The 22,751-nt window shown below is 35.5% G+C and carries 14 protein-coding genes; 12 read left to right on the top strand and 2 right to left on the bottom strand.

The genetic code is table 11. From position 1 onward, the window contains the following. Window positions 1-34: 34 nt before the first annotated feature. Window positions 35-433 carry a glycerol-3-phosphate cytidylyltransferase gene (gene tagD / locus AC3IS5_RS17885; protein WP_053417861.1) on the bottom strand — a complete coding sequence of 133 codons (399 nt, stop codon included), beginning with the start codon at window positions 431-433 and terminating at the stop codon, window positions 35-37. A gap of 157 nt (window positions 434-590) precedes the next feature. Continuing rightward, the gene (locus AC3IS5_RS17880; RefSeq protein WP_489425603.1) at window positions 591-1,748 is read right to left on the bottom strand and encodes a CDP-glycerol glycerophosphotransferase family protein; all 1,158 of its coding nucleotides are present in this window, start codon (window positions 1,746-1,748) and stop codon (window positions 591-593) included. Window positions 1,749-2,537: 789 nt separating this feature from the next. Here AC3IS5_RS17880 and AC3IS5_RS17875 point away from each other — a divergent pair. From AC3IS5_RS17875 to AC3IS5_RS17820, 12 genes are all read left to right on the top strand, one after another. Beyond that, window positions 2,538-3,716, top strand: a complete 1,179-nt coding sequence (locus AC3IS5_RS17875) for a CDP-glycerol glycerophosphotransferase family protein (RefSeq protein WP_489425602.1) — start codon at window positions 2,538-2,540, stop codon at window positions 3,714-3,716. A 532-nt stretch (window positions 3,717-4,248) separates the two neighbouring features. Beyond that, on the top strand, window positions 4,249-5,058 hold the full coding sequence (locus tag AC3IS5_RS17870) for an ABC transporter permease (protein WP_489425601.1): 810 nt from the start codon (window positions 4,249-4,251) through the stop codon (window positions 5,056-5,058). 23 nt (window positions 5,059-5,081) lie between these two features. Continuing rightward, window positions 5,082-5,888 carry a teichoic acids export ABC transporter ATP-binding subunit TagH gene (gene tagH / locus AC3IS5_RS17865; protein WP_489425600.1) on the top strand — a complete coding sequence of 269 codons (807 nt, stop codon included), beginning with the start codon at window positions 5,082-5,084 and terminating at the stop codon, window positions 5,886-5,888. Window positions 5,889-5,919: 31 nt separating this feature from the next. Further along, window positions 5,920-7,473: a glycosyltransferase gene (locus tag AC3IS5_RS17860; protein WP_489425599.1), complete on the top strand. Its 1,554-nt coding sequence runs from the start codon at window positions 5,920-5,922 to the stop codon at window positions 7,471-7,473. 531 nt (window positions 7,474-8,004) lie between these two features. Next, on the top strand, window positions 8,005-10,566 hold the full coding sequence (locus AC3IS5_RS17855; protein ID WP_489425598.1) for a GW dipeptide domain-containing protein: 2,562 nt from the start codon (window positions 8,005-8,007) through the stop codon (window positions 10,564-10,566). Window positions 10,567-11,030: 464 nt separating this feature from the next. Next, window positions 11,031-11,855, top strand: coding sequence for a hypothetical protein (locus AC3IS5_RS17850; protein ID WP_489425597.1), 825 nt, complete (start codon window positions 11,031-11,033; stop codon window positions 11,853-11,855). 604 nt (window positions 11,856-12,459) lie between these two features. Then, window positions 12,460-15,039 (top strand): hypothetical protein, encoded by a 2,580-nt coding sequence (locus tag AC3IS5_RS17845; RefSeq protein ID WP_489425596.1) that lies wholly within the window; start codon window positions 12,460-12,462, stop codon window positions 15,037-15,039. A gap of 212 nt (window positions 15,040-15,251) precedes the next feature. Then, the gene (tnpA, locus tag AC3IS5_RS17840) at window positions 15,252-15,728 is read left to right on the top strand and encodes an IS200/IS605 family transposase (protein ID WP_489425595.1); all 477 of its coding nucleotides are present in this window, start codon (window positions 15,252-15,254) and stop codon (window positions 15,726-15,728) included. A gap of 93 nt (window positions 15,729-15,821) precedes the next feature. Continuing rightward, window positions 15,822-16,013, top strand: coding sequence for a hypothetical protein (locus tag AC3IS5_RS17835; protein ID WP_489425594.1), 192 nt, complete (start codon window positions 15,822-15,824; stop codon window positions 16,011-16,013). A gap of 10 nt (window positions 16,014-16,023) precedes the next feature. Further along, a complete protein-coding gene (locus tag AC3IS5_RS17830) occupies window positions 16,024-16,146 on the top strand; it encodes a hypothetical protein (RefSeq protein WP_489425593.1) in 123 nt (40 codons plus the stop codon). Between the two features lie 498 nt (window positions 16,147-16,644). After that, complete coding sequence (locus tag AC3IS5_RS17825) at window positions 16,645-21,024, top strand: S8 family serine peptidase (RefSeq protein ID WP_489425592.1); 4,380 nt, start codon at window positions 16,645-16,647, stop codon at window positions 21,022-21,024. Window positions 21,025-21,099: 75 nt separating this feature from the next. After that, the gene (locus AC3IS5_RS17820; RefSeq protein WP_489425591.1) at window positions 21,100-22,296 is read left to right on the top strand and encodes an Ig-like domain-containing protein; all 1,197 of its coding nucleotides are present in this window, start codon (window positions 21,100-21,102) and stop codon (window positions 22,294-22,296) included. Window positions 22,297-22,751: the final 455 nt, after the last annotated feature.

The following is a 22,751-nucleotide window of genomic DNA, read 5'->3' as shown; positions in this document are numbered from 1 at the left end:
ATATAGGAGCAGGTGGTTAGTTAAAGCGATATGCTTATTTAGTTACTTGAGTATTTAGATCTTTTTTAATCTTAGTTGTAGAAATACCTTCAGTACGAGGTAAGTAAATTACTTCGCAATGATCTTTTAGAAAATCGAATTTACCTTCCCAGTCGTGGCCCATAACAAATGTGTCGATATTATGTTCTTTCACGTCTAGAACTTTTTGTTCCCAATTATCTTCCGGAATTACTTCATCTACATACTTGATTGCTTCAAGTATTGTCTTACGGTCCTCAAAACTATAGTAAGCTTTTTTCCCTTTTAAAGCATTAAATTCATCAGAAGAAATAGCAACAACAAGGTAATCGCCTAAAGCTTTTGCACGTCGAAGAATATTAACATGTCCCACATGAAGTAAATCAAATGTACCGTACGTAATTACTTTTTTCATAGTGTGCCTCCATACATAATACTAAATGGTATTATATTATATTTAACTAGAAATGCCAAATTCATTTCTGTAGAAAATCTCCATAAAAAGTCTTAATAGAATAAGAAACGACTGGAACTGATATAAGGTTCCCAAGAATAAGCTCCGAACCATTTGACTAATCCATCAAATACGCTGCCAATCTTTCACTAGCATGCCCATCAGAATAGGTATTCCAATCATTTGAAAAAGCCGCTACTTGCTCCTGATTAAATTCGTGATGCAATAGAACATAAACTAGTTCTTCATCATTTGAAACAACCGGACCGGGTACCAATTGTTCATAATCCGTCCAAAAACCGCGTTCCATCTCATATGCTTCTAAATCATAAGGATAGAAAATCTGAGGTTTCCCAAGTAGAGCAAATTCAAATGGGATCGAAGAATAATCACTGATTAAATAATCCGTTACAAACAGTAATTTTGAAATAGGTACATCATTAGCAACGGATACAATTGCAGGATGAGCAATTGACTCAACATTATGAGCCACAGCAGGGTGTAACTTGATCACCATTGCAAAATCTTCTCCAAGTGAATCCATGATTTCAACAAAATTCAAAGGAATCTTCTGTTCTAACAATTGCTGATCACGGAAAGTTGGTGCATACAAAATTACCTTTTTTCCTTCTAATTGAGGATACAACTCGAGAATTTCACCTCGAGCATTAATCTCTTCTTTTTGTTGAAAGTAAAAGTCAGTCCGTGGAATACCAAAACGCAAAAATTGATCTTGGCGCATGCCAAACGCTGACATGAAAATTGGTACCATCTCATCAGAACCAATAACTACTTTCGTCATCCGCCCATAAACCTTCTCAAATCGCTTTACAGCAGAAGGAGAGCGGAACATGATACTCGGATCTTGTAACGCAAACTTTTTAATTGCGCCAGCCGCATGCCATAATTGAATACACTCAACGCCCTCACGAAACGGCGTTGCACTTAAAATGGCAAAATAATTGTCGATTAATACCTTCCTACCCGTTGCTAAATGATATAAACCTTTCAAATATCCTCCGATACTGGATACGTGGAAATCCAACACATGCTCAGCAGGTAAACCTAAGTCGGAAAAATCATCTTTGCATTTGCGAGTCTTCAAAACATAAATCTCTTCAAAACCGCGTGATTGCAACTCTCGAATTACAAACCGCGCATTATCCCCAAAGTCACATAAAAAAACGATTTTATTCTTTTGTGGCAAAAACTTAAAAAGCCCAAATACCAACCTATTTAACAACAAATATATATATATTAAAAATTCCTTTAACATTCATTCACCTATTTTTCTACATTTCGTTGGATAATCAAATAAATAATTCGCATATTTATGTTTAATTACCACATTATAAGAGGTATTGTAATTTAGAATTTATATACAATAACTTCTATTAGTATAACTGAAACAATAGTTGTATAACAAAGAAAATTTAGCTGTAGTAAACAGAATAATTATACTGAATAATATTATCCTATGGTATTATCTTAAAGGCGTAAATATCAAAAAATTATTAATCAAGAGGTAATTTTTTTCTAAAGTGTTATTTAGGAGAAAATAAAATACATACCAAATAGTAATGTGAAAGCAATGTTTGAAGAAATAAAGAGGTGTAATAATGGAAGAGTTAAAGTAGCTGTATATAATACTTCAGGACTTTTAGAAGAATGTTTATCATTTGTAAAAAATCAAATAAAAATAACTAACAAATAATTTTAGTCAACAAGAGCTTAAAGGAGCATTCTCTAGAAATTATTGCACATTATACAAGTACAGTATTCATCAAATTGAAAAGTAAGGTGCAGATTTTGCAAAAAGCTTGAGGATTATATGTGTTGTTGATATTAATGATTAATTAGAAAAGCATAGGAATGACTACGAATGATAATTTGGTCCAAAGCCTTGTCATTAAATGATTTAAGCAGGGAGAACGGTTTTATTTGAATAGAAAAAAATAATAACTTTAAAGGTTTTTTCTTGTAATGCTTAATGATAAAATATACCTTGGGACAAATAGACTTAAAAACATACGAATATAAATATGAATAGAAAGAGTGGATTCAGTTGTTTAAGAAGATAAAGAAAAGTAAATACACTAAAAAGCTCATTACAAAAGCATTTAGGTTATTATCTAGAACGCCTAGAAAGAAAAATTTAGTTGTATTTGAAAGTTTTCACGGAAAACGTTATAGCGATAATCCGCGTGCCATTTATGAATACATGAAAGAAAATAACCCAGAATACAAATTGATTTGGAGTGTAGCAAAAGACAGTATACCTCTATTTGAAGAAATGGGCGTTCCATACATGAGACGCTTCTCATTAAAATGGTTACTGAATTTCCCTCGTGCAGAATACTGGGTCAACAACGTCCGCTTACCAAAATGGATGCCAAGACCGAAACAAACAACGTATCTTCAAACATGGCATGGTACACCGCTGAAAAAACTTGGTACTGACATTGAAGAAGTATATATGCCAGGTACAAAAACAAATAAATATCGTAAGAACATTATTGCTGAATCAAAAAATTGGAACTACTTAATAGCGCCAAATGCATATTCAGGGGAAATTCTAGCTCGTGCATTCCACTTTAAAGGCAAAGTGATTGAGTCAGGATATCCACGAAATGATGCATTACAAAACACAGATCCAAGCAAAATTGAAAAAATCCGTAAGTCATTGAACATCCCTGAAGGCAAGAAAATCGTTCTTTACGCACCAACATGGCGTGATGACCAATTCTTCAAAAAAGGGAAATACAAATTCGAATTCCAATTCGACATTCAAAAACTTAAAGAACAATACGGAGACGATTTCGTCCTACTTGCTCGCATGCACTACTTAGTATCAGAAAGCTTTGATTTCGATCAATACGGCGACTTCATTAAAGACGTTTCAAACTACTATGACATAGCAGATCTATACTTAGTCAGCGACCTTTTAATCACTGACTATTCATCTGTATTCTTTGACTATGCCATCCTAGATCGCCCAATTATCTTCTATATGTACGATCTTGAAGATTACCGCGACCGCCTACGTGGCTTCTACATCGACATCGAAGCAGATGCACCAGGACTAATCGTCAAAGAACAGGACGAGCTATTTACTGAAATCGGTCGTGCCCTAACTGAAGGCCACCACTCAAAAGAACAATTCGACCGCTTCGCAGAACGCTTCTGCGAATGGGAAGACGGCAAAGCCTCAGAACGCGTAGTCAACGAAGTATTCAAAAAATAACACCAAACAAATAAAATGCGAGGAGAAAATTCAATATTTTCTCCTCGCATTTTTGTTTTTCATTTTGTTAAAGATGGTCTTGAGCAGAGATAAAATTCTTAAGAGTAGCGCCAAAGCCCGAGCGAGAAGCGCTAAACCCCGAGCGAGAAGCGCCAAAGCCCCATCCGAGCACCCCAAAACTCACCCAAAAAACAAAATATCCACACCACATCAACGCAACTGTTAATTTCTCTCAAATCTTTACGTTTTGAAAACAGAATTAAAGGATATTATATGATATACTATGTTGTATGTTTTTATGGTAATATATATAATATTTGGCGTGATAAAATGCCGTCATCATACACTTTCAAGACTATTAACAGAGCTACAAAATGATGGAAGATAGTATCGCCAAAAATGTGAAAATGCATCTTTTCGAAAACAATAGCGTCATGATAAACGATCATTCAATACCTAAGCTATCATTTATACGAAACAATGCGACAAAATCATCCCTTAATGAAATTCGAGGAATTGAGGAAAAAACAATATGAAAGCACTTATTAATATCATTAAAGAACAAATATCGTCTTTTTATATGATACAAAGACTAGCAAAGTTCCAACTAAAAATTGATAATCAGAACAACTATCTAGGCTTCATCTGGGAAGTTCTTAACCCTGCTATTCAAATGGCTATGTACTGGGTTGTCTTCGGCGTTGGATTACGTGGTAAATCAGAATTAGACGGAGTACCCTATGTCTACTGGATGCTTGCAGGGATCTCAATGTGGTTCTTTATCAACAAAGCTATATTAAACGGTTCTAAAGCGATTTATCAAAAGTATTCCATGGTCGCCAAGATGAACTTCCCGTTATCTGTGTTACCAAGCTACATCATTACTGGGAAGTTTTACGGACACTTAGCATTAGTGGGTGGCATTATGGTCGTCTTTTGGATAAAGGGTTACGCCCCGAGCATTTATTATATCCAGCTAATATACTTCCTAGCGATGAGTTATATTTTTGCGTTTAGTATTACACTATTAACTTCAACATTGACAGTCGTAGTTCGCGACGTACAAATGCTAATCCAATCCGTATTACAAGGGATGTTCTTCTTATCACCAATCTTATGGGATCGTAGTGGAAACTTCCCTGAATGGCTACAAAGTTTATTGGCACTAAATCCATTCTATTATTTAGCAAATGGATATCGCGCATCACTACTTTATAACAATTGGTATGCCATTGAGAATTGGCAATTAACGTTATATAACTGGGGACTTATTCTCGTCATATTGATAATTGGTTCATCAGCACACTATAAATTCAGAAACCGTTTCTCTGACTTTATCTAAAAGTAACATGGAGGACATAAAACATGGCAGAATCAGTCATTATAAAAAATGTATCTAAAAAATATCGTATGTATAGATCAAAAAAAGAACAAATCGGTGACCTACTTTTCCCTGGTAAAATGGGCTCTGACTTCAATGCCATCGATGGCATATCATTTGCGGTTGAAGAAGGAGATGTAGTTGGGCTAGTAGGTATAAATGGCTCTGGTAAATCTACCCTGAGCAACATCATTGGCGGAATTATACCTCCTTCTTCAGGTGAAATCATTGCCAAGGGTGAGGTCAATGTAATCGCCATTAATGCAGGTTTAAACCCCCAACTAACAGGCATTGAAAATATCGAATTTAAATGTTTATTAATGGGCTATAGTAAAGAAAAAATTGATGAAGTGACACCGCAAATTGTCGAATTCTCAGAACTAGGAGACTTCATCTATCAGCCTGTAAAGAAATACTCTAGTGGTATGAAGTCCAAACTAGGCTTCGCCATCAGCGTTACAGCAGACCCGGATATTATTGTTATCGATGAAGCGTTATCTGTAGGAGATCAAACCTTCGCTGACAAATCACTAGCCAAGATGAATGAATACAAAAACCGCGGTAAAACGATCTTCTTCGTCAGCCATAACTTAAGACAAGTAACGAGCTTCTGTAACAAAATTGCTTGGATTGAAGGCGGTCAGCTTAGAGAATTTGGCCCGACAAATGTCGTTATGAAAAACTACAATGATTTCATCAAACAATACAATAAACTTTCATATGAAGATCAAAAAGCTTTCCAAAAGAAACTTGCAGATCGACGTAAATATGGATCCAAAAAGAAGAAATAAATAACTGCACTAGAAAGGATGTGAACCCCTAATGAAAAGAAAAATCTTCATGACAGCATGGGATATGGACATCGAAAAAGGCGGCATCAACAAAGTTATGCTCAAGCGCGCCAGCCTTTTTGCTAATGACGAATACGATATTGAACTCCTAACAATGGATTTCAAATTTAACTATGACGTCATTGAAAAAGAATTGAAGCTATCAGGGCAACTTCCGAAAAGCGCAAAAATTACAAACGTCTATGATTACTATAGAAGGAAATTCACGAAGAATACGATATCATCTGCAGCTCAAGCTAAATTCGAGCAACAACTAAAGAAATTCGAAGATGGCTACTGGGTTGAAGACGGTGGTGAATTCGCTCGCTACTTCCAAAATGGTACTTATATAAAGTATAAAAAGTGGAATGAAGATGGCACGATTAACTTTATCGATTACTTTGATGACAACCGAGTACGTACACGTCGTGAAGAATACCATCACACTGGATTCCTTCAACGGGAGGTCCTTTATCATCCAAGTAACAACAAAAAGAACCAAGAGCGTTTATATACGGAAGATGGTTTTTGCTTCTTATCACTTTGGTATAACAACAAGAGTGGTAAGCTTCAAAAAGTATACTTATTCAGTCCAGATTATGATAAGGTCGAATACTTCCCGTCAAGCAAAGAATTCCATGATTTCTGGCTAAACGAAATATGTCGTGTAGAAGTCGTTAAGCCTGTCATCATTTGTGATGGCTCTGCACCAACTACGCGAGTGACATCAATTGATGATGAACTTGTCTACAAAATTTATATGTTACATTCAAATCATTTCGCTGCACCATACGAATTGGGTAGTCCATATAGAACAGTGTATCAAGCAAAACTCGATATCATTCCAAAGGGGTATCCGGTCGTAGTGTTAACAGAACAACAACGACTTGATCTACACAAAGAAATTGGTAACCGTGGCAATATCCATGTCATCCCAAACTGTGTAGAAGTGAATGATTTTAACGTCAAAAAGAATCCGAAGCTTGTGTCGATGATTGCCCGTTATAGTCCAGAAAAACGATTAGACGAAGCGATCAAAGCCTTCTCACTAGTTGTAGAACAAGTACCGGAAGCGAAGTTGCACATTTACGGTAATGGCAATGAAGAAGAGGCGCTAAATAAGCTGATTCAAGAGCTTAAGCTAGAAAATAGTGTCGAGCTTAAAGGCTATACAAACAAAGTGCATGAAGTACTTGCGGCATCATCTGTCTCGCTCGTTACTTCAGCATACGAAGGTTTCAGTCTAGCGATGCTTGAATCACTAGCAAATAAGACACCAGTAATTAGTTATGACATTAACTATGGTCCATCCCAAGTAATCGAAGATGGTGTAAATGGCTATCTTGTCCCAAATGGTGACCGTGAACAACTAGCGGAGAAAATCATTCATCTATTAAATAACCATGATTTAGTAGTGAAGATGGGGAACGAAGCACGTAACACTGTGCTAAAAGATTACACACCGGAACGATATTATGAAAAGTGGTCAAAATTACTACAAGACGTCGTAAACGAAAATCACAATCTATATACACAAGAAATCTAAGAGTTGCCCCAGGGCAGCTCTTTTTTTACGTCTCAACAGCTCATTAACTCCGAAAATAATAAAAAACAATGAACTACAAATACCACTCCACAATTTTGTAACATAATCGTAAAGACAAACTCTACTATTAATAAGCTATACTTAACGAGAATAGTGATAGGTCGATATACACATCAGACAGAATAGCGCATTATATTACAAATTCTCTGCTTTTTTAAATATAAAGACAAGTACATAAGTCATAAGATGTGATAGTAAAGAACTAATTTAAGTATCGCAACACAAATTTAATATAATTTACTATATAATGGAATATATGTAATCTAGTTATCTCATTTTAATAAGGCAAAAGTCTATAGTTCTGCATCAATCTAACTATCGTATGCAAACATCAGTGATATGATTGCCACTATCTAATGCTCACCTATTTTGTCGACGTAACTTAAAAAAGCACTAACAAGAGCTAACATTATCTAGCTTATCTGACGCGTATATGAACCTATTAAAGTGAAAAAAGAAAGGAAGTAGAAAATGATAAAAAAACATGCATGGACAATCATCTGCACATTACTACTAGCGATTTTCGTCATTGGAGCTAACGGAACTCAAGCCGCGAAAAGCTACAAAACAACATCAATCAGCAATATCTCAGTTATCAAATCTACAAAAGCGAAAATCTATCAACAACCAGACGCAAAGTCTACTAGTAAAGTCGCAACAACAGCTCAAACAAAACAAGTAATGATGAGCGATAAAAAAGCTACAACAGGCGGTGTGACATACTATTCCATCTACAAATTCGGAGATGCGAAAAAAACACAATTAGGCTGGGTAAAATCTACAGACCTTAAAATCCGAAACTACAGCCTAACTTCTACAAAAGCCCAAACATTCTATCTAGAAGGCTCAGGTAGGGGATATGTTAGTCCGTGGGGAAGTACCGATGCTATCTACACATCATTAAAAACATATAAAAACGTTAAATTCTCAGCTACAACAACTATTACATCAACAAGCAAATGGTACCAAGGCAAGCTAAATGGCAAAACTGTTTGGATTCACAACAGCAATCTATCAACAAATCCAACTCTTGATACTTCAGCAGTCCCAACAGAAAAACCAATAGAAACGAGCGTTAGTTTCGTAGCTAAAGTTAATAGCAGTTCAGCTAAAATTTTCAAAGATATCACTAAATCAACATATACAAAAGCAGGAACTAGCAATATTAACACCGTTTTATATGTTAAAAAGAAAGCTACATATAAAGGGAGCAAATACTACCTACTAAGCACTAAAGAAAGTGCAACATCAGGAGTCATCGGCTGGATCAAATCAACAGATGCAACAGCCTATAACCATAAAGCGATCAGCACAAAATCTAAAACCCTTTCGTTAACTGGAACAGGGTCAGCCTATACGAAAATTTGGGGAGGCACAAATGATGTTGCCATCAAAACCCTAACAAAATATAAAAACGCAAAATTTGTCGTAACAAAAACAGAAAGAATTGGTAACACAGATTGGTACCAAGGTAAAATCGGTACAAAAACAATATGGATTTCATCAAAATATACAAAGGCATATGTGGAAGTAGCAGAAAAACCAAAAGAAACTGACGCGAGCTACCTTGGTCGTCTTTCTAGTAAAACAGTGAAAATCTACAAAGATATCACAAAGCTAGAAGACTACATCTTAGCAAATAGCACATATACAAACGAAACCTTCTATATAAAAAAAGAAGCTTTATTCGACGATAAAGAATACTACCAAATTAGCCGCACAAACGGCACATCAACAACTGTAGTCGGTTGGGTAGAAGCAAGTGATGTAACTACTTACAATAATTCACTTGTAGATACAACTAAATTTACAACTTATATTGCAGGGACAAGCAGTGCTTATAACATTCCTTATGGTACAACAAATAACATCGTCTATGACTTGAGTAAATACCGTGCGAAAACATTCAAAGTTACTCGCACAGAAAAAGTCGGTTCAAGTATTTGGTATCAAGGTACATTATCAAGCAAAACAGTATGGATCAATTCAGCTTACGTAGAAACAAATCCATATATTGCACTTAACTTAAGAAAATCAACAGATCTAACAGCTACACAAATGCGCTCGTTCCTTATTAGTAAAGGAAAAACGACAGACAATGTACTTTACAAACTAGTACCATCATTCTTAGAAGTTCAAAAAGAAGCAGGTATTAACGCACAGTTCATGCTAGCTCATGCAATTTTAGAAACAGGTTGGGGAGGCTCAGCTATTTCGCAATATAAAAACAACTACTTTGGCTTCCAAGCATATGATACATGTGCTTTCACATGTGCAAAGTACTTCCCAACAGGAAAAGACGGTTTGAATGCCTACGCATATAAAATCTATCGTGATTACCTAACGACTACAGGTGCTTATTACAACGGTCCGACATTATTAGGTATGAATGTAAAATATGCGACGGACAAAGAATGGAGTCGTAAAATCGCCAACCTAATGGCACAGATGAAAGCTTATAGTTCATCTGAATACAGCGGTAAAACAGTGAGCACAAAAGTGATGAAAGCTCCAAAAGAATATGATCATATTCTGCCAGAGTCTAAATCACAACCAACACAATTCGTAAAATTACCAACTGACGTAACAGCAACAGTCTCAGCGAGTAGCTTGAACATCTACTATATGCCATACGCATACTCAAAAAAAATTGGCACTTACGGAAAAGAAAAAGTGATCACATTAAAGGCGTACCATACAGATGTACATGACTTTAAAAACACGAGTGGTAAAAACACACGCTGGTTACGTATTGCTTACAATGGCACACAAGGTTGGGTACGCACGGACGAGATTACGCTAGATAACTTATCGTTCACAAAAGACGAATCGAACCTACGCTCAAGTGCAGGAGCAACAACAAGCGATACGATCAAAGAAGTAGTACCAAACAACGCACCACTTAAACACGTCTATACTATTTTAGGTAATAAGAAAAAAGAAAAAGTAGGAAAAGACACATGGTACCAAGTATACGCCCCTAAATCAGGAGCAAAGCTATGGATCAGTGGCAGCCTATTAACAACATTCTAATATAAAAGACCTCCTGCAAACGCAGGGGGTCTTTTTTTGTCTAAAGAGAAAAATCCCATCAACTAAGACATCACCCACCAAAAGTCCACCGAATAACGCGGGTTTTCTCAATCATTTGAGTGAGTAATACAACTCAAATAGTTTACGCAAACGCCGCTAAAAAAGATTTCCCCAATAATTATGGTTTACACAACTAAAAGTCATCATATATTAGGGTGTGAATATTCTGATAAATAACAAACAATCAAGTTAGCGCAACAAACACTGGACTTAGTGCAACAAACACTGGACTTAGTGCAACAAACATCCAAGTTAGTGCAACAAACCCCCGAATTAGTGCAAAAAACCGCACAGATAACACAACAATCCACCCTCATCACAAAATAATATATATGGATAATATTGGTTTGAGCATAAATTCCTAGTATACTGAAAAGGAACAAAATAGATTGGAGATGAAAGAAATGAAAATGATGAAGTACATCGTAATGCTGGCGGTAATGGTTATAATATCCGTATGTATGAACAGTACCATAAGCCATGCTGGGGAAATTTATGAAACGATCCCACTAAACAAAACGCTATCCAAAACATTAATCATGGATGAAAACAAAGAAGCAGGGAATTTGTATCAAGTGAAAATACCAAAAGACGGCGTTGCAAAGCTCCAAATCGAGTCCCCAAGAAACAAAGAATTCACTTTGTTCCTTATGAATAGCTTAGAAAATGTAGGCATACTAGATCCGAAAGTGAATTCACCAATCATTAGCTATGCCATCAGTTCAAAAGCAGCCGATTACTACAAGCCAATTATGACCGATTCAGTAGGTGTTAAAAAGGGAACTTACTACGTATTCGCGTTCACACAAGGGAAAGTAGAGAAGGTAAAGTTCAAAGTATCCTTTAAAGCAGCATCCAACTACGAAAAGGAAAACAACAACACGATACAAACTGCGACGCCGATGAAACTTGGTAGCACATATAAAGCAGACATAAAGATGTATGACATGAAAGATTACTATAAAATCACAGTACCTAAAAAGACAAAGCTCCAAATTACAGTAAAGAAACAACTAAAAGCACCATTTAAAATCTCTCTACAAAATAGCAAGAAGCAAACACTTAAACAGCTGAAGATGAAAACATTAAACAATACATTAACACACACTGGCAAGGTAACAGTAGATAAAGGAACATACTATGTCAATGTATCCAGCGGAGTATATTTTGGCACCTCATCTGATTATGATAAAGCACCTTACACGATTAAAGTGAATACTACTAAGTAGAAAATAGCATCACTAGCAGCGCGCGGGTGGAATATTACAGTCTGCAATATTTAACATGCAGACTGTAATATTTGTAATGGAAGAACAGGCATGCCATCGGAAGTAGAATCATATAAATAGCTAACAACTAAATGATAGCGCTTTCAATAATGTGAGTGAATTGTGGGAATATTGCTATATAATAGGAAGAAACTCATTTTATTTATCAAGATGAGATAGCTATAAAAAGAATATAGGAAGGATAACTTTTCCTAAAGTATGTGTCTAATGTTACAAGAAAGTAACTATTGTATAAGTTATGAATATTAATATAGGTTTTTGATAAGTTATCCTCTTAATGAGTACTATATTACTAACTTTTAGAATAAAATTGTAATATTATCATTTCTTTTATAATAAATTGATAATTTTGATGTTTTTTAATGATAATTTTGACACATAAATCATTTTGATATTAAAGTAATGTTTATATTCAAATCTTTTACATAAAAAAGGGTGGAAATTCTCTCTTCAATGGACGATAATTAGGCTAAGCATGATTAGCTGAAGACTTAATAAAAACAGCATAATGCTAATCATATCCAATAAGGGAGGATTTTTTCAAATGGGTAAATTTAACTTAAAATTAGTAAAACCTGTAGCATCACTAGCAATCGGTGCAGCAGTATTAACAGGATCATTCGCAGTAACAGGTGCAACTGACACAGCTTCAGCTGCTACAGCTACTTACAAATTATCAGGTGGTAAACTATTATCTGCTAAAACTGGTAAAGTAGTTAAAGGCTACAAAACATATAAATCAGTATTATACAAAGACGGTAAAAAATTCTCTGGCGTATACAAATCTACTTATTACAAATCAGGTAAAAAAGCAACTGGTACTTATAAAGGCGTATACTACAAAACTGGTAAAGCATTCACTGGTTTAAGTGGCAAAACTTTATACAAAGCTGGTAAAAAAGCAACTGGTTGGTACGGTACTGGTGCTAACAAAAAATGGTACGAAAATGGTACAGCATTAACTGGCCTTGGCAAAAACTCTGGTAAATACTACAAAGATGGTAAACTAGGAGACGGCTGGTTCGGTAAAGGCGAAGACAAAAAATGGTACGAAAATGGTACAGCATTAACTGGTCTTGGTAAAAACTCTGGTAAACTATTTATCGAAGGTAAATATAACGTTGGACTAAAAGAGTTTGAAGGTAAATGGTACTTCGATACTGCTTTAGCTAATGGTACTTACGACGATAAAGATGGCGTTGAAAAAGCATTTGAAAACGGTGTTGAAGTTAGCGCAAAAGTTAAATCTGTAGAAGCGATTAACGCTACTCAATTAAAAATTACTTTCAACAAAAAAGTTCAAGAATCAGACGTAGTTGCTACAGGTGATGTAGTTAATGCTACTAATGTAGCTATTACTCCTGTTGACGGTCAACCTTACACTGCAAGTACTACTCAAGCAGAACTAAGTGAAAATGGTCGTGAATTGACACTTACTTCTGCAACTGCTTTTGAAGGTCGTTACAAATTAGTAGTTGAAAATGTACGTGATGCAAAAGAAGAAAAAATTGAAAAATTTGATTCTGTAGTTACTTTGGCGAAAGATACTACTGCTCCTTCTATTGCTTCTACTGAAAAAGTAAATGCAGTAAAAACTACTGTAAAATTCTCTGAGCCATTATCTAATAAAGGTAACTGGTCTTACAAATTCTCAGATGGTACTTCACTTCCAGCTGGATTAGTTACAGATTCAACATTATCAGCTGATGGTAAATCTTTAGATTTAACATTTACAGGTGATGTAACTAAATACGCTGGTAAAACAGTTGTAGCAACAGTAGTAGGTGCTCTTGATGGAGCAAACAATATTATTAATCCTAACCCATCTACTGTAACATTTACTGTTGGTCAAAAAGATGGAGTTGCTCCAACAGCTTCAGTAACAGCAAAAGATGATAAAACTCTAGTAGTAACATTCAGTGAAGAAGTTCAAGGTTTCACAGCAGGTGCTGTTTCATTAACAGGTACTAATATTGCTTCAGTAACTGCAGCATCAATTGAACAAGATTCTACTGATAAGAAAAAATACAATGTAACATTATCAAGTTCAGCACTAACTACAGGTGATTCTGCTGTAGCGAATGTTACAGTTGCAGCTACAGGCATTACGGACCTTTCAGGAGAACCAATGGCTGCTAATCATACTCAAATTATTAAAATTGCGAAAGATACAGTAGCACCTAAATTTGTTTCATCTAAACTAGAAACAGTTGCAGGCGTATCTTATCTAACACTTACTTTTGATAAAGATTTAAATACAACTAATCCTATTGCTGTAGATGGTAACGCAACTTCTTATAAAGATTATGTTACAGATTCACAAGCATTAGTATTAGGAAATCAAACAGTAGTAAATAAAAAATCTGTACGTATTGCATTAACTGGTACAACATTTAATGGTGCAGATCTAGTTGCAGGTACTAAATATAACTTTAATGTAAAAGCAACAGATGGTACAGCTACAGGAAACGAATCTGCTTCAACTCCTGTTGAATTTACATTTGCAGGTACTGCAAACTCTGCAAAACCAGAAGTTATTACTAATGGTATTGCAGCACAAGCAGGTAATAAAACTGTTAAAGTAACATTCGATAAAGCTTTAGAAGGTGCTACTGCTACAACAGCTTCTAACTATACAATTGATGGTACTACTGTAACAAAAGCTACTCTTGATACAACTAAAAAAGTTGTAACTTTAACTTTGGGTAATACTGTTAACACTGGTAACCAAGTTGTTAAAATTGCAGGTGTTAAATCAGCTGATGGTGTTGCAATGGATGAATTCAAAGGTTATGTATATTTAACTGAAAACATTGCACCAACTGTTACTTCTGCTAAAGTTTTAACTACTGATACTATCGAAGTAACTTTATCTGAAGCACTACTTGCTTCTACAATTACTGGTTCAACATCAGACTTTACAGTTAAAGCTGGTTCTACTGAATTAACTGTTACTACTGTAACAGCAGGTAGTGATACTAATAAAGTAGTATTAACTTTAAGTGGTGATTTAACAGAAGCAAACCTAGCTTCTGCACTAACTCTTGATGTAAAAGCAGGAACATTAACTGATTCAGCTTCTAATACTGTAACTTCTGTATCTGGTGTTACTATTTCTAAATAATCTATCGATTATTAATCCACTCCCTTACCTTATTGGGCGAACGGATTCAAAGACTCCTATCTTCTTCGGATGATAGGAGTTTTTTTGTATGCTTTGAAAACCCCCTGCTGTGCAGGGGGTTCCGGAAAGCTTTTAGCTATGGACAATAAAAAAACTCCAATCGTACGAAGACAGGTCTGGTCAACCGACTTCGTATGATTGGAGTTCCAAAAATGGATAATAAAAGTTTATTATGCGAAATATGTAATTGTAAGTGTCGCATTGTCTTCGCACCGAAATACAGAAGGCAAGTTATTTATAGTCAAATCAAGACGGATATAGTAAGAATTCTACGTCAGTTATGCGAAAGAAAAGGTGGAGAAATTATTGAAGCAACAGCATGTCCGGATCATATACATATGTTGGTGAGTATACCGCCAAAACTCAGTGTATCTTCGTTCATGGGCTATTTAAAAGGGAAGAGTAGCTTAATGATATTCGACCGACATGCCAATTTAAAGTATCGATATGGAAATCGACAATTTTGGTGTCGGGGATACTATGTGGATACAGTCGGTCGAAATCGAAAAGTGATTCAAGAGTATATCAAGAACCAATTACAAGAAGATATCCTGTATGATCAAATGACAATGAAAGAATTCATTGCCCCGTTTACAGGAGAAGAAATAAAGAGAAAGAAACCGAAATAAATATCTTTTCAAATATATATTATGATTTTGATAGTATTTAAAGCTCTCATGCCAATTGGCGCGAGGGCTATTTTCGTTTAGGAGGAGTTTATAATGAAAGAAAAAGTAGTAAAAGCAAAACGAGTAGATATAGTTCCGGTGCAGTTAGTAAAGGAGAAATCATTTTCATACAGTAACCACAAAGTAGAATCACCACAAGATGAGGCAGAGCTTTTAAGAGAGTTTCTAGGAAAAGTAGATAGAGTTAGTTCATTTTCTAGTAATATGTCTAAATACAAAGAATGACCCAACTCATTTGAATATCTGCCATATAGGTAGCTTAAATGCTAGTATAGCCCATCAAAGAGAGGTCTTAAAACTAACCATATTATCAAATGTAGCATTTAGAACAATCTTCCGTAATTGCCCACCAAAATAGGACGGACCATCACTAGAGAATGTAGATGTAACTGAGAGATTACTAGAAGCATTGGAGATATTGTCGGCATAGATTTTCGAAATCATATCATGATCCATGCCAGATTATTTAGCATGATTAAGACTATCGACATTAATAAGATATTCGTGAATGTTTTATGAATCTCTCTAATATACATAGATAAGGAGGTTTATAAAATATGTAAACAAGTAGCGATAGTTAATGTAGTAGATGCACTTGTATATACATATTATTACTATCTTAAGGGGGGACAGCTAAAAGTATTTACTGAATTTTAGTATGTAGTTAATCTATAGCCTTAGCTTAGAAAGAATTGTAGAACTAGATTTATATTTTATTATCTTATAACTTGCTGTAATTCTTAGTTAAATCTGAGGTAGGGTATGTTTGGAAATTATTATACTTATAAACTTCTTTTAGAGTAGAAAGTTTTTTACTGTTTGTACCAAATTCGTTTTTTGAAAAGGAGAGAAAAGAGTGAAAAAGATTCAGAGATTCAGAAAAAGTGCAATTATTGGCTTGATGGGCTTATTAACAGTCTCAAACATGACTTTTGGCACGAATTTTGCTAAAGCGGAAACAAATAATTTAGACAAGCTAATCAAGATTCAAAAATCAAATAAAAAAGTTAAAGAAGCGACCAAGGATTATAAAGACGATGAGGTTGTCAGAGTAGTTGTGGAGTTGGAAGGGGCGCCAGCCATTACTTACTCTACTAAAAAAGGAATAAGATATAAGGATTTAGGACAAGCAAAGAAAAATGAATTACAGGCTAGTGTAAAAAGTGAACAAGCTGAATTTTTCACTGATGTAAAAAAGGAAAAAATTGATTTTGATGTTGAAAATACCTTTACAACTGTGGTCAATGGAGTTAGCGGAGAAATTGAATTTGGTCAAATTGAAGAACTTGAAAAACTACCGAATGTTGGAGAAGTAAGTATCGTGAACGAGTATGAAAGACCATCTGTAAAACCTACAATGATTTCCAGTAAAGATATGGTTGAAGCAATTCAAACATGGAATGCCGGTTATGATGGAAAAGGCATGGTTGTAGGTGTCATCGATACTGGTATTGATAGTACTCATAAAGACATGACGCTAAAGGCGGATGAAAAGCATAAATTATCATCAACAAAAGTGCAAGACCTTGTGAAAACAAATAAACTAACAGGGAATTATTACTCATTAAAAGTTCCTTATGGTTACAATTATGCAGATAAAAACAATGAAATTCGTGATCTTGGTCCTGATGCCTCAATGCACGGCATGCACGTAGCCGGTACTGTAGGAGCTAATGGCGACGAAACAGGGAATGGTATTAAAGGTGTAGCTCCAGAAGCTCAATTATTGGCACTTAAAGTGTTTGGTAATGACCAAGCGATGCCATCAACTTTCGGAGATATTTATATCAAAGCGATTGATGATGGAATTATTCTTGGGGCAGATGTCTTGAATATGAGTTTAGGTTCAACTGCAGGCTTTGTAGATGCGAACAGTCTAGAGCAAAAAGCAGTTGAAAGAGCTGTTGAAAATGGTGTGTTAATGTCTATTTCAGCGGGTAACTCAGGTGATTTTAGTTACAATTACGGCGAAAATCCGTTAGCAACTAATCCTGATACTGGATTAGTCGGTGCTCCTGGACTTGCTACTAATTCAATCTCAGTTGCTTCCATTGAGAATGACAAAATTACGTTGGATCAGATGACATTGAAAATTGGGTCAGAATCACTACCAATTGCTTATAAAACGCAGTCTTCTCCAATTCCTGTAGAGGTATTTGGAAAAAATGTTGAAAAAGATGTTGTCTACGTTGGCGATGGCAGTGCAGCTCAGTATAAAGGCAAAGATGTGAAGGGAAAAGTAGTCTTCGCAGTAAGAACAGCAGCAAATCCAAACTATGGAGAGATTCAAGCACAAGCTGAAAAAGAAGGCGCAGTAGGTGTCATTATTAGAGGGACTGCTGCCCATGGTGATTACGTTAACATGGCACTAAATAATCCAACGATACCACTTGTTTCTTTAAGCGTAGCAGATGGTACTACTTTAGAAACAAAGATTAAAGCAGCAGGCGGAACAGGTAAAGTAAACTTTAGCGGGAAAATGACTACAGTTGTCAATGGTTCTAAAGGAAAAATGGCAGATTCTAGTTCTTGGGGAGTTACGCCAAGTCTTGAGTTGAAGCCTGAGATTACTGCTCCAGGTGGACAGATCTACTCGACATTCAATGATGGTAAGTATGGTGTCATGAGTGGTACATCGATGGCAGCTCCACATGTATCAGGGGGAGCTGCTCTTGTCCTGGAGAAGGTACAAGAAACGTTCCCAGATTTAAAAGGTGCAGATAAAGTAAAACGTGCAAAAACACTTTTAATGAACACAGCCAAGATTGTTAAGGAACAAGGAAATGACAATATTGCCTACTCACCCCGTTTACAAGGGGCTGGTATTATGCAATTGAATTCAGCCGTTACAACGCCAGTTTTTGTAGAAGCAAAGGGTACAAAAGAAGGTAAAGTGGAGCTGAAGGAAATTGGCAAAGATAAGTTCAGTATGACTGTTACGGCAACTAACTTTAGCGATGAAGATGCTACTTATAATGTAAACGCATCTGTGTTAACTGATGCGACTTCAGGTTCAGGAGAAACAGCAGTTAATGAGTTGAAGGAACAAGTTATTAAAAACGCAAAGGTAACAATTGATACGCCGAAGGTTACCTTATTTGGAAGGCAGTCTAAAGATATTACTGTTCAAATAGATCTAACTAAAGCTAAAGAAGAGTTAGAAAAAATACAGAAGAACGGTTACTTCGTTGAAGGATTCATCACACTGACAAATGATTCCCAAGATGTCGTTTTACCTGACTTATCTATTCCTTACCTAGGCTTTAAAGGTGACTGGAATAAACCACCTGTATTAGATCCAATGATTTACGATACTGGCTCTTACTATGGTGCTGCAGGAATGGTAGATGATCAAGGCTATTATCTTGGTATAAATCCTTTCACTGAAGAACCTAACAAAGATGCAATTGCTATTTCGCCAAATGGAGATGGTGATAATGATTCAGTAACGCCTGTACTTTCATTCTTACGAAACAGTAAAACAGTTGAATATGTAATTACCGATGCAAGCGGGAAAACATTGCGTAAACTTCGGACTGACAAAGATCAACGAAAAACGTATCACAATGGTAGATCAAACGGCTCTATATACTCATATAAACCGGGCTATACAGAATGGGATGGAAATCTGAATAATAAAATCGCTGCAGATGGTACGTATTATTATCAAGTAAAAACAAAAATCGATTTTGGCGATAAAGAACAACAAGTAACAAAGATTCCTGTCATTGTTGATAACAAGGCACCAGTCGTATCTAACATATCCTATAGTAAGACAACGGGCACCCTTTCATTCAATGCTACAGATGAAAAAGGAAGCGGATTACAATATGTTGAAGTATATGTGGATGATAAACCCTTAGGAGTCATAAATCCTGGTACAAAAAATGACTTTAAAGTATCTCTTGGAAAAGTGGATGATGGCAAGAATATTACAGTGAAGGCATATGACTATGCATATAACCATAGTGAACAAAAAGTATCAAGTCCTGGGGACAACACAATTCCTTACATTGTCTCTGATGTTCCAGAGGCCTTAGGTGTTTATGATACACGTGAAGTGCCGTTTACAGGTTATGTAACAGACGCTTCAAAAGTGGACTATCTGAAAATAAAAGGTGAAACATTAAATCCTTCTTCACAAGATGTAAATTTAGTGTATAACAGTGTAACAAAGCAATATGAATTCGCTACAAATATTGAATTTATAAAAGATGGTGTCAATGAAGTTTATATTGAAGGGGCAGATAAAGTTGGCAATGAAATTGAATTTAGAAGACAAGTAATAATAGATACAGAAGCACCAACACTTACAGTAAAAGACCTTCCAACAAATAATTTTGTTGATTCTAATAGTGAGGATCCAACGGTTACTGTAACAGTTGCTGATAACTTTGATGACTTACGTCTACTAGTGAACGGTAGTGAGGAATTTACACATGAATTCGATGAACCTTTTGAAATGAGATCTTTGACGCATGATCAAAAAGTTCAATTGGTATTAGAAGAAGGAAAAAATGATATTGTATTCCAAGTAGAAGATCTTAGTGGGCATATTACTAAGAAGATCATTACGATCTATAAAGGTACTCCTTCACCTGCAGCATTTGTAACTTCAGTAGAATTAACAAATGGCAACGCAGATGTAACTGTGGATAATCCTGCAGAAATTCAAGCAGAAGCATCTGAATCTATCAATTGGGACGCAAAAGTAATTAGTCCAAGTGGAGAAGAAACGACTCTTGAAACGAAAGAAGGGCAAAAGTATAACGGTAGCTTCACGCCAAATGAGTTGGCTGAAAGCGGTAAGTATAAACTGTTAATAGGTGCTACTGGCAGTAAAGACTCAGAGAAGCAAACAGTTGAATTCAATGTATCGAATCATCCTTTAACAGTTGAATCTATTTCAACTACCGATTCAAAAGGTACTGCTACATCTAGCTTTACTCCTGATAACAGTGTCAGCATAAAAGCAGATATCAAAAATCGTGGAGCAAAAGTAGGAAATCCTACAGTTGCCTTCCAGATTAAAGATAACGAAGGTGCGGTCGTATACTTCAAAGAAGTGACTACGAGTAAGTTAAATAGCAAAGCCAAAAATCGTTTTAGAGTAGATATTCCATTAGATACATTTGATAAAGGCGAATATAAAGTTGAAATGTACATCTGGGATAACAATGACAATCCAATTCCACTCGCAGAATCAAGTAAAGTGGGGTCCTTTACAGTCAAATAAGTGATATCGAAGCATAAGGAGAGAGGGGAATAACTACCTCTCCCTCTTTTATATACTAAAATAGGAGTGAGTGTTTTGAAAAAAAGCCTAGTCACCTTCATAGTAACTATCTTTATCATGTTGAATACAATTCTCCCAGCATTTGCGGACAGTAATGTAACACTAACGGTCCAAACAGATGCAGCACAATATATTTCTGGCAGTAAGATACAGGTTTCTGGAACTGTTTTAAAAGGACAGGTAGCAGGAAAGGGAACTTCTCCGATGATGCAAGTGAAAAATACGGCAAATAATACTGTTGTAGAAGCTTATCAATGGAATGATACTGGAATCGATGAAAAAGGGAATTTTAAAACAACGATCAAAACATCAAAATATAGTAATGGATCATACAAAATTCAAATTTCTGCAATTAATGCCCAAACTGTTTTTGCTACATTTGAAATAACAGATGGTAAAGAAAATCCGGTTGAACCAACTCCTCAACCAGATCCAGGTCCAACAGTTCCTATTGATCCAGAACCGACTCTAAATGCACCAGAAGTAAATGTAGTGACATCAGAAACTCTTGAAATTAAAGGGATGGCTGATAAAGGTTCTAAGGTGAAGATTACTGACAAAAAGGAATTTACAAAAGAGTCTATAGCAAAAACTACTGATGGTACTTTTTCTATTTTGCTAGATAAGAAGCTTGAAGCAGGAACAATCCTTTATGCTACGACAAATATTGCTGAAAAAGTAAGTGGAGAAACTAAAATAGTTGTTATAGATAAAACTCCTCCAACTATGCCTGTCGTCCATAAAATAAGTGATAAAGATCAGAAGGTAACGGGAACAACTGAAGCTTATGCTAAAGTGACAGTAAAAGTAGGAAATAAAGTACTTGGAACTGGGGCTGCAAATAAAAAAGGGCAATTTTCAATAAAGATTAAAGCCCAAAAAGCAGGCATAGTCCTAACAGTGGTAGCCGTAGATAAGGCTGGAAACAATAGCACATCTAAAAAAATCACAGTAGTAGACAAAATTGCTCCAAAAGTGCCTTCAGTTAATACAGTGAAAACTATATCAACTAAGGTGACAGGAAAGGCAGAAGCCAGCTCCAAAGTCTATGTAAAAGCTGGCAAGAAGGTTATCGGATCAGCTAAAGTAAGTAAAAAAGGCACTTTCTCAGTAAACATAAAAAGACAAAAAGCCAACACAAAACTATCTATTTTTGCAAAAGATAATGCAGGTAATGTTGGAAAAGCGAAAACTATTATTGTGAAAAAGTAAACTTGATCTCACTGGTAAGTCGTCATTCAACTTGCAAGTGAGTATAGTATCCCATACAGAATTAAACATCATTATTATTTGCTAAAACAACACATCTATAGCAGATAACAGATTTTCCAAATATAATATCCTCCTATCGTTTAGTGGATAGAAGGATAGGAGGTTAGGTTTTTTCTTTTTTTCATTCAATCAATGGAGAAGTTTCTTTTACTGAAAAGAAACCGACTGTTACTAGCTAATAAGTTATTAATAATCAATAAACTTGATAAGGGTAACATCTCAATTAAGTTTTGTAATGCAGTTTAAGTTTATCTAATATTTTCCAATTGAACTCCTTCATTTTAAAAACAAAAATAATCGAGTTTTTGTTAAGTATTCAGCACCTTCTATATACGTAGCTATAAAGACAATTGGTGTAGTTATCCAGTCTTTTATAGCTGCGTTTTTTATTGAAA

It is taken from the genome of Viridibacillus sp. KH_047 (assembly GCF_057838945.1).
Note: the sequence above shows the minus strand (reverse complement) of the source record. Positions and strands in the feature narration are given on the sequence as shown.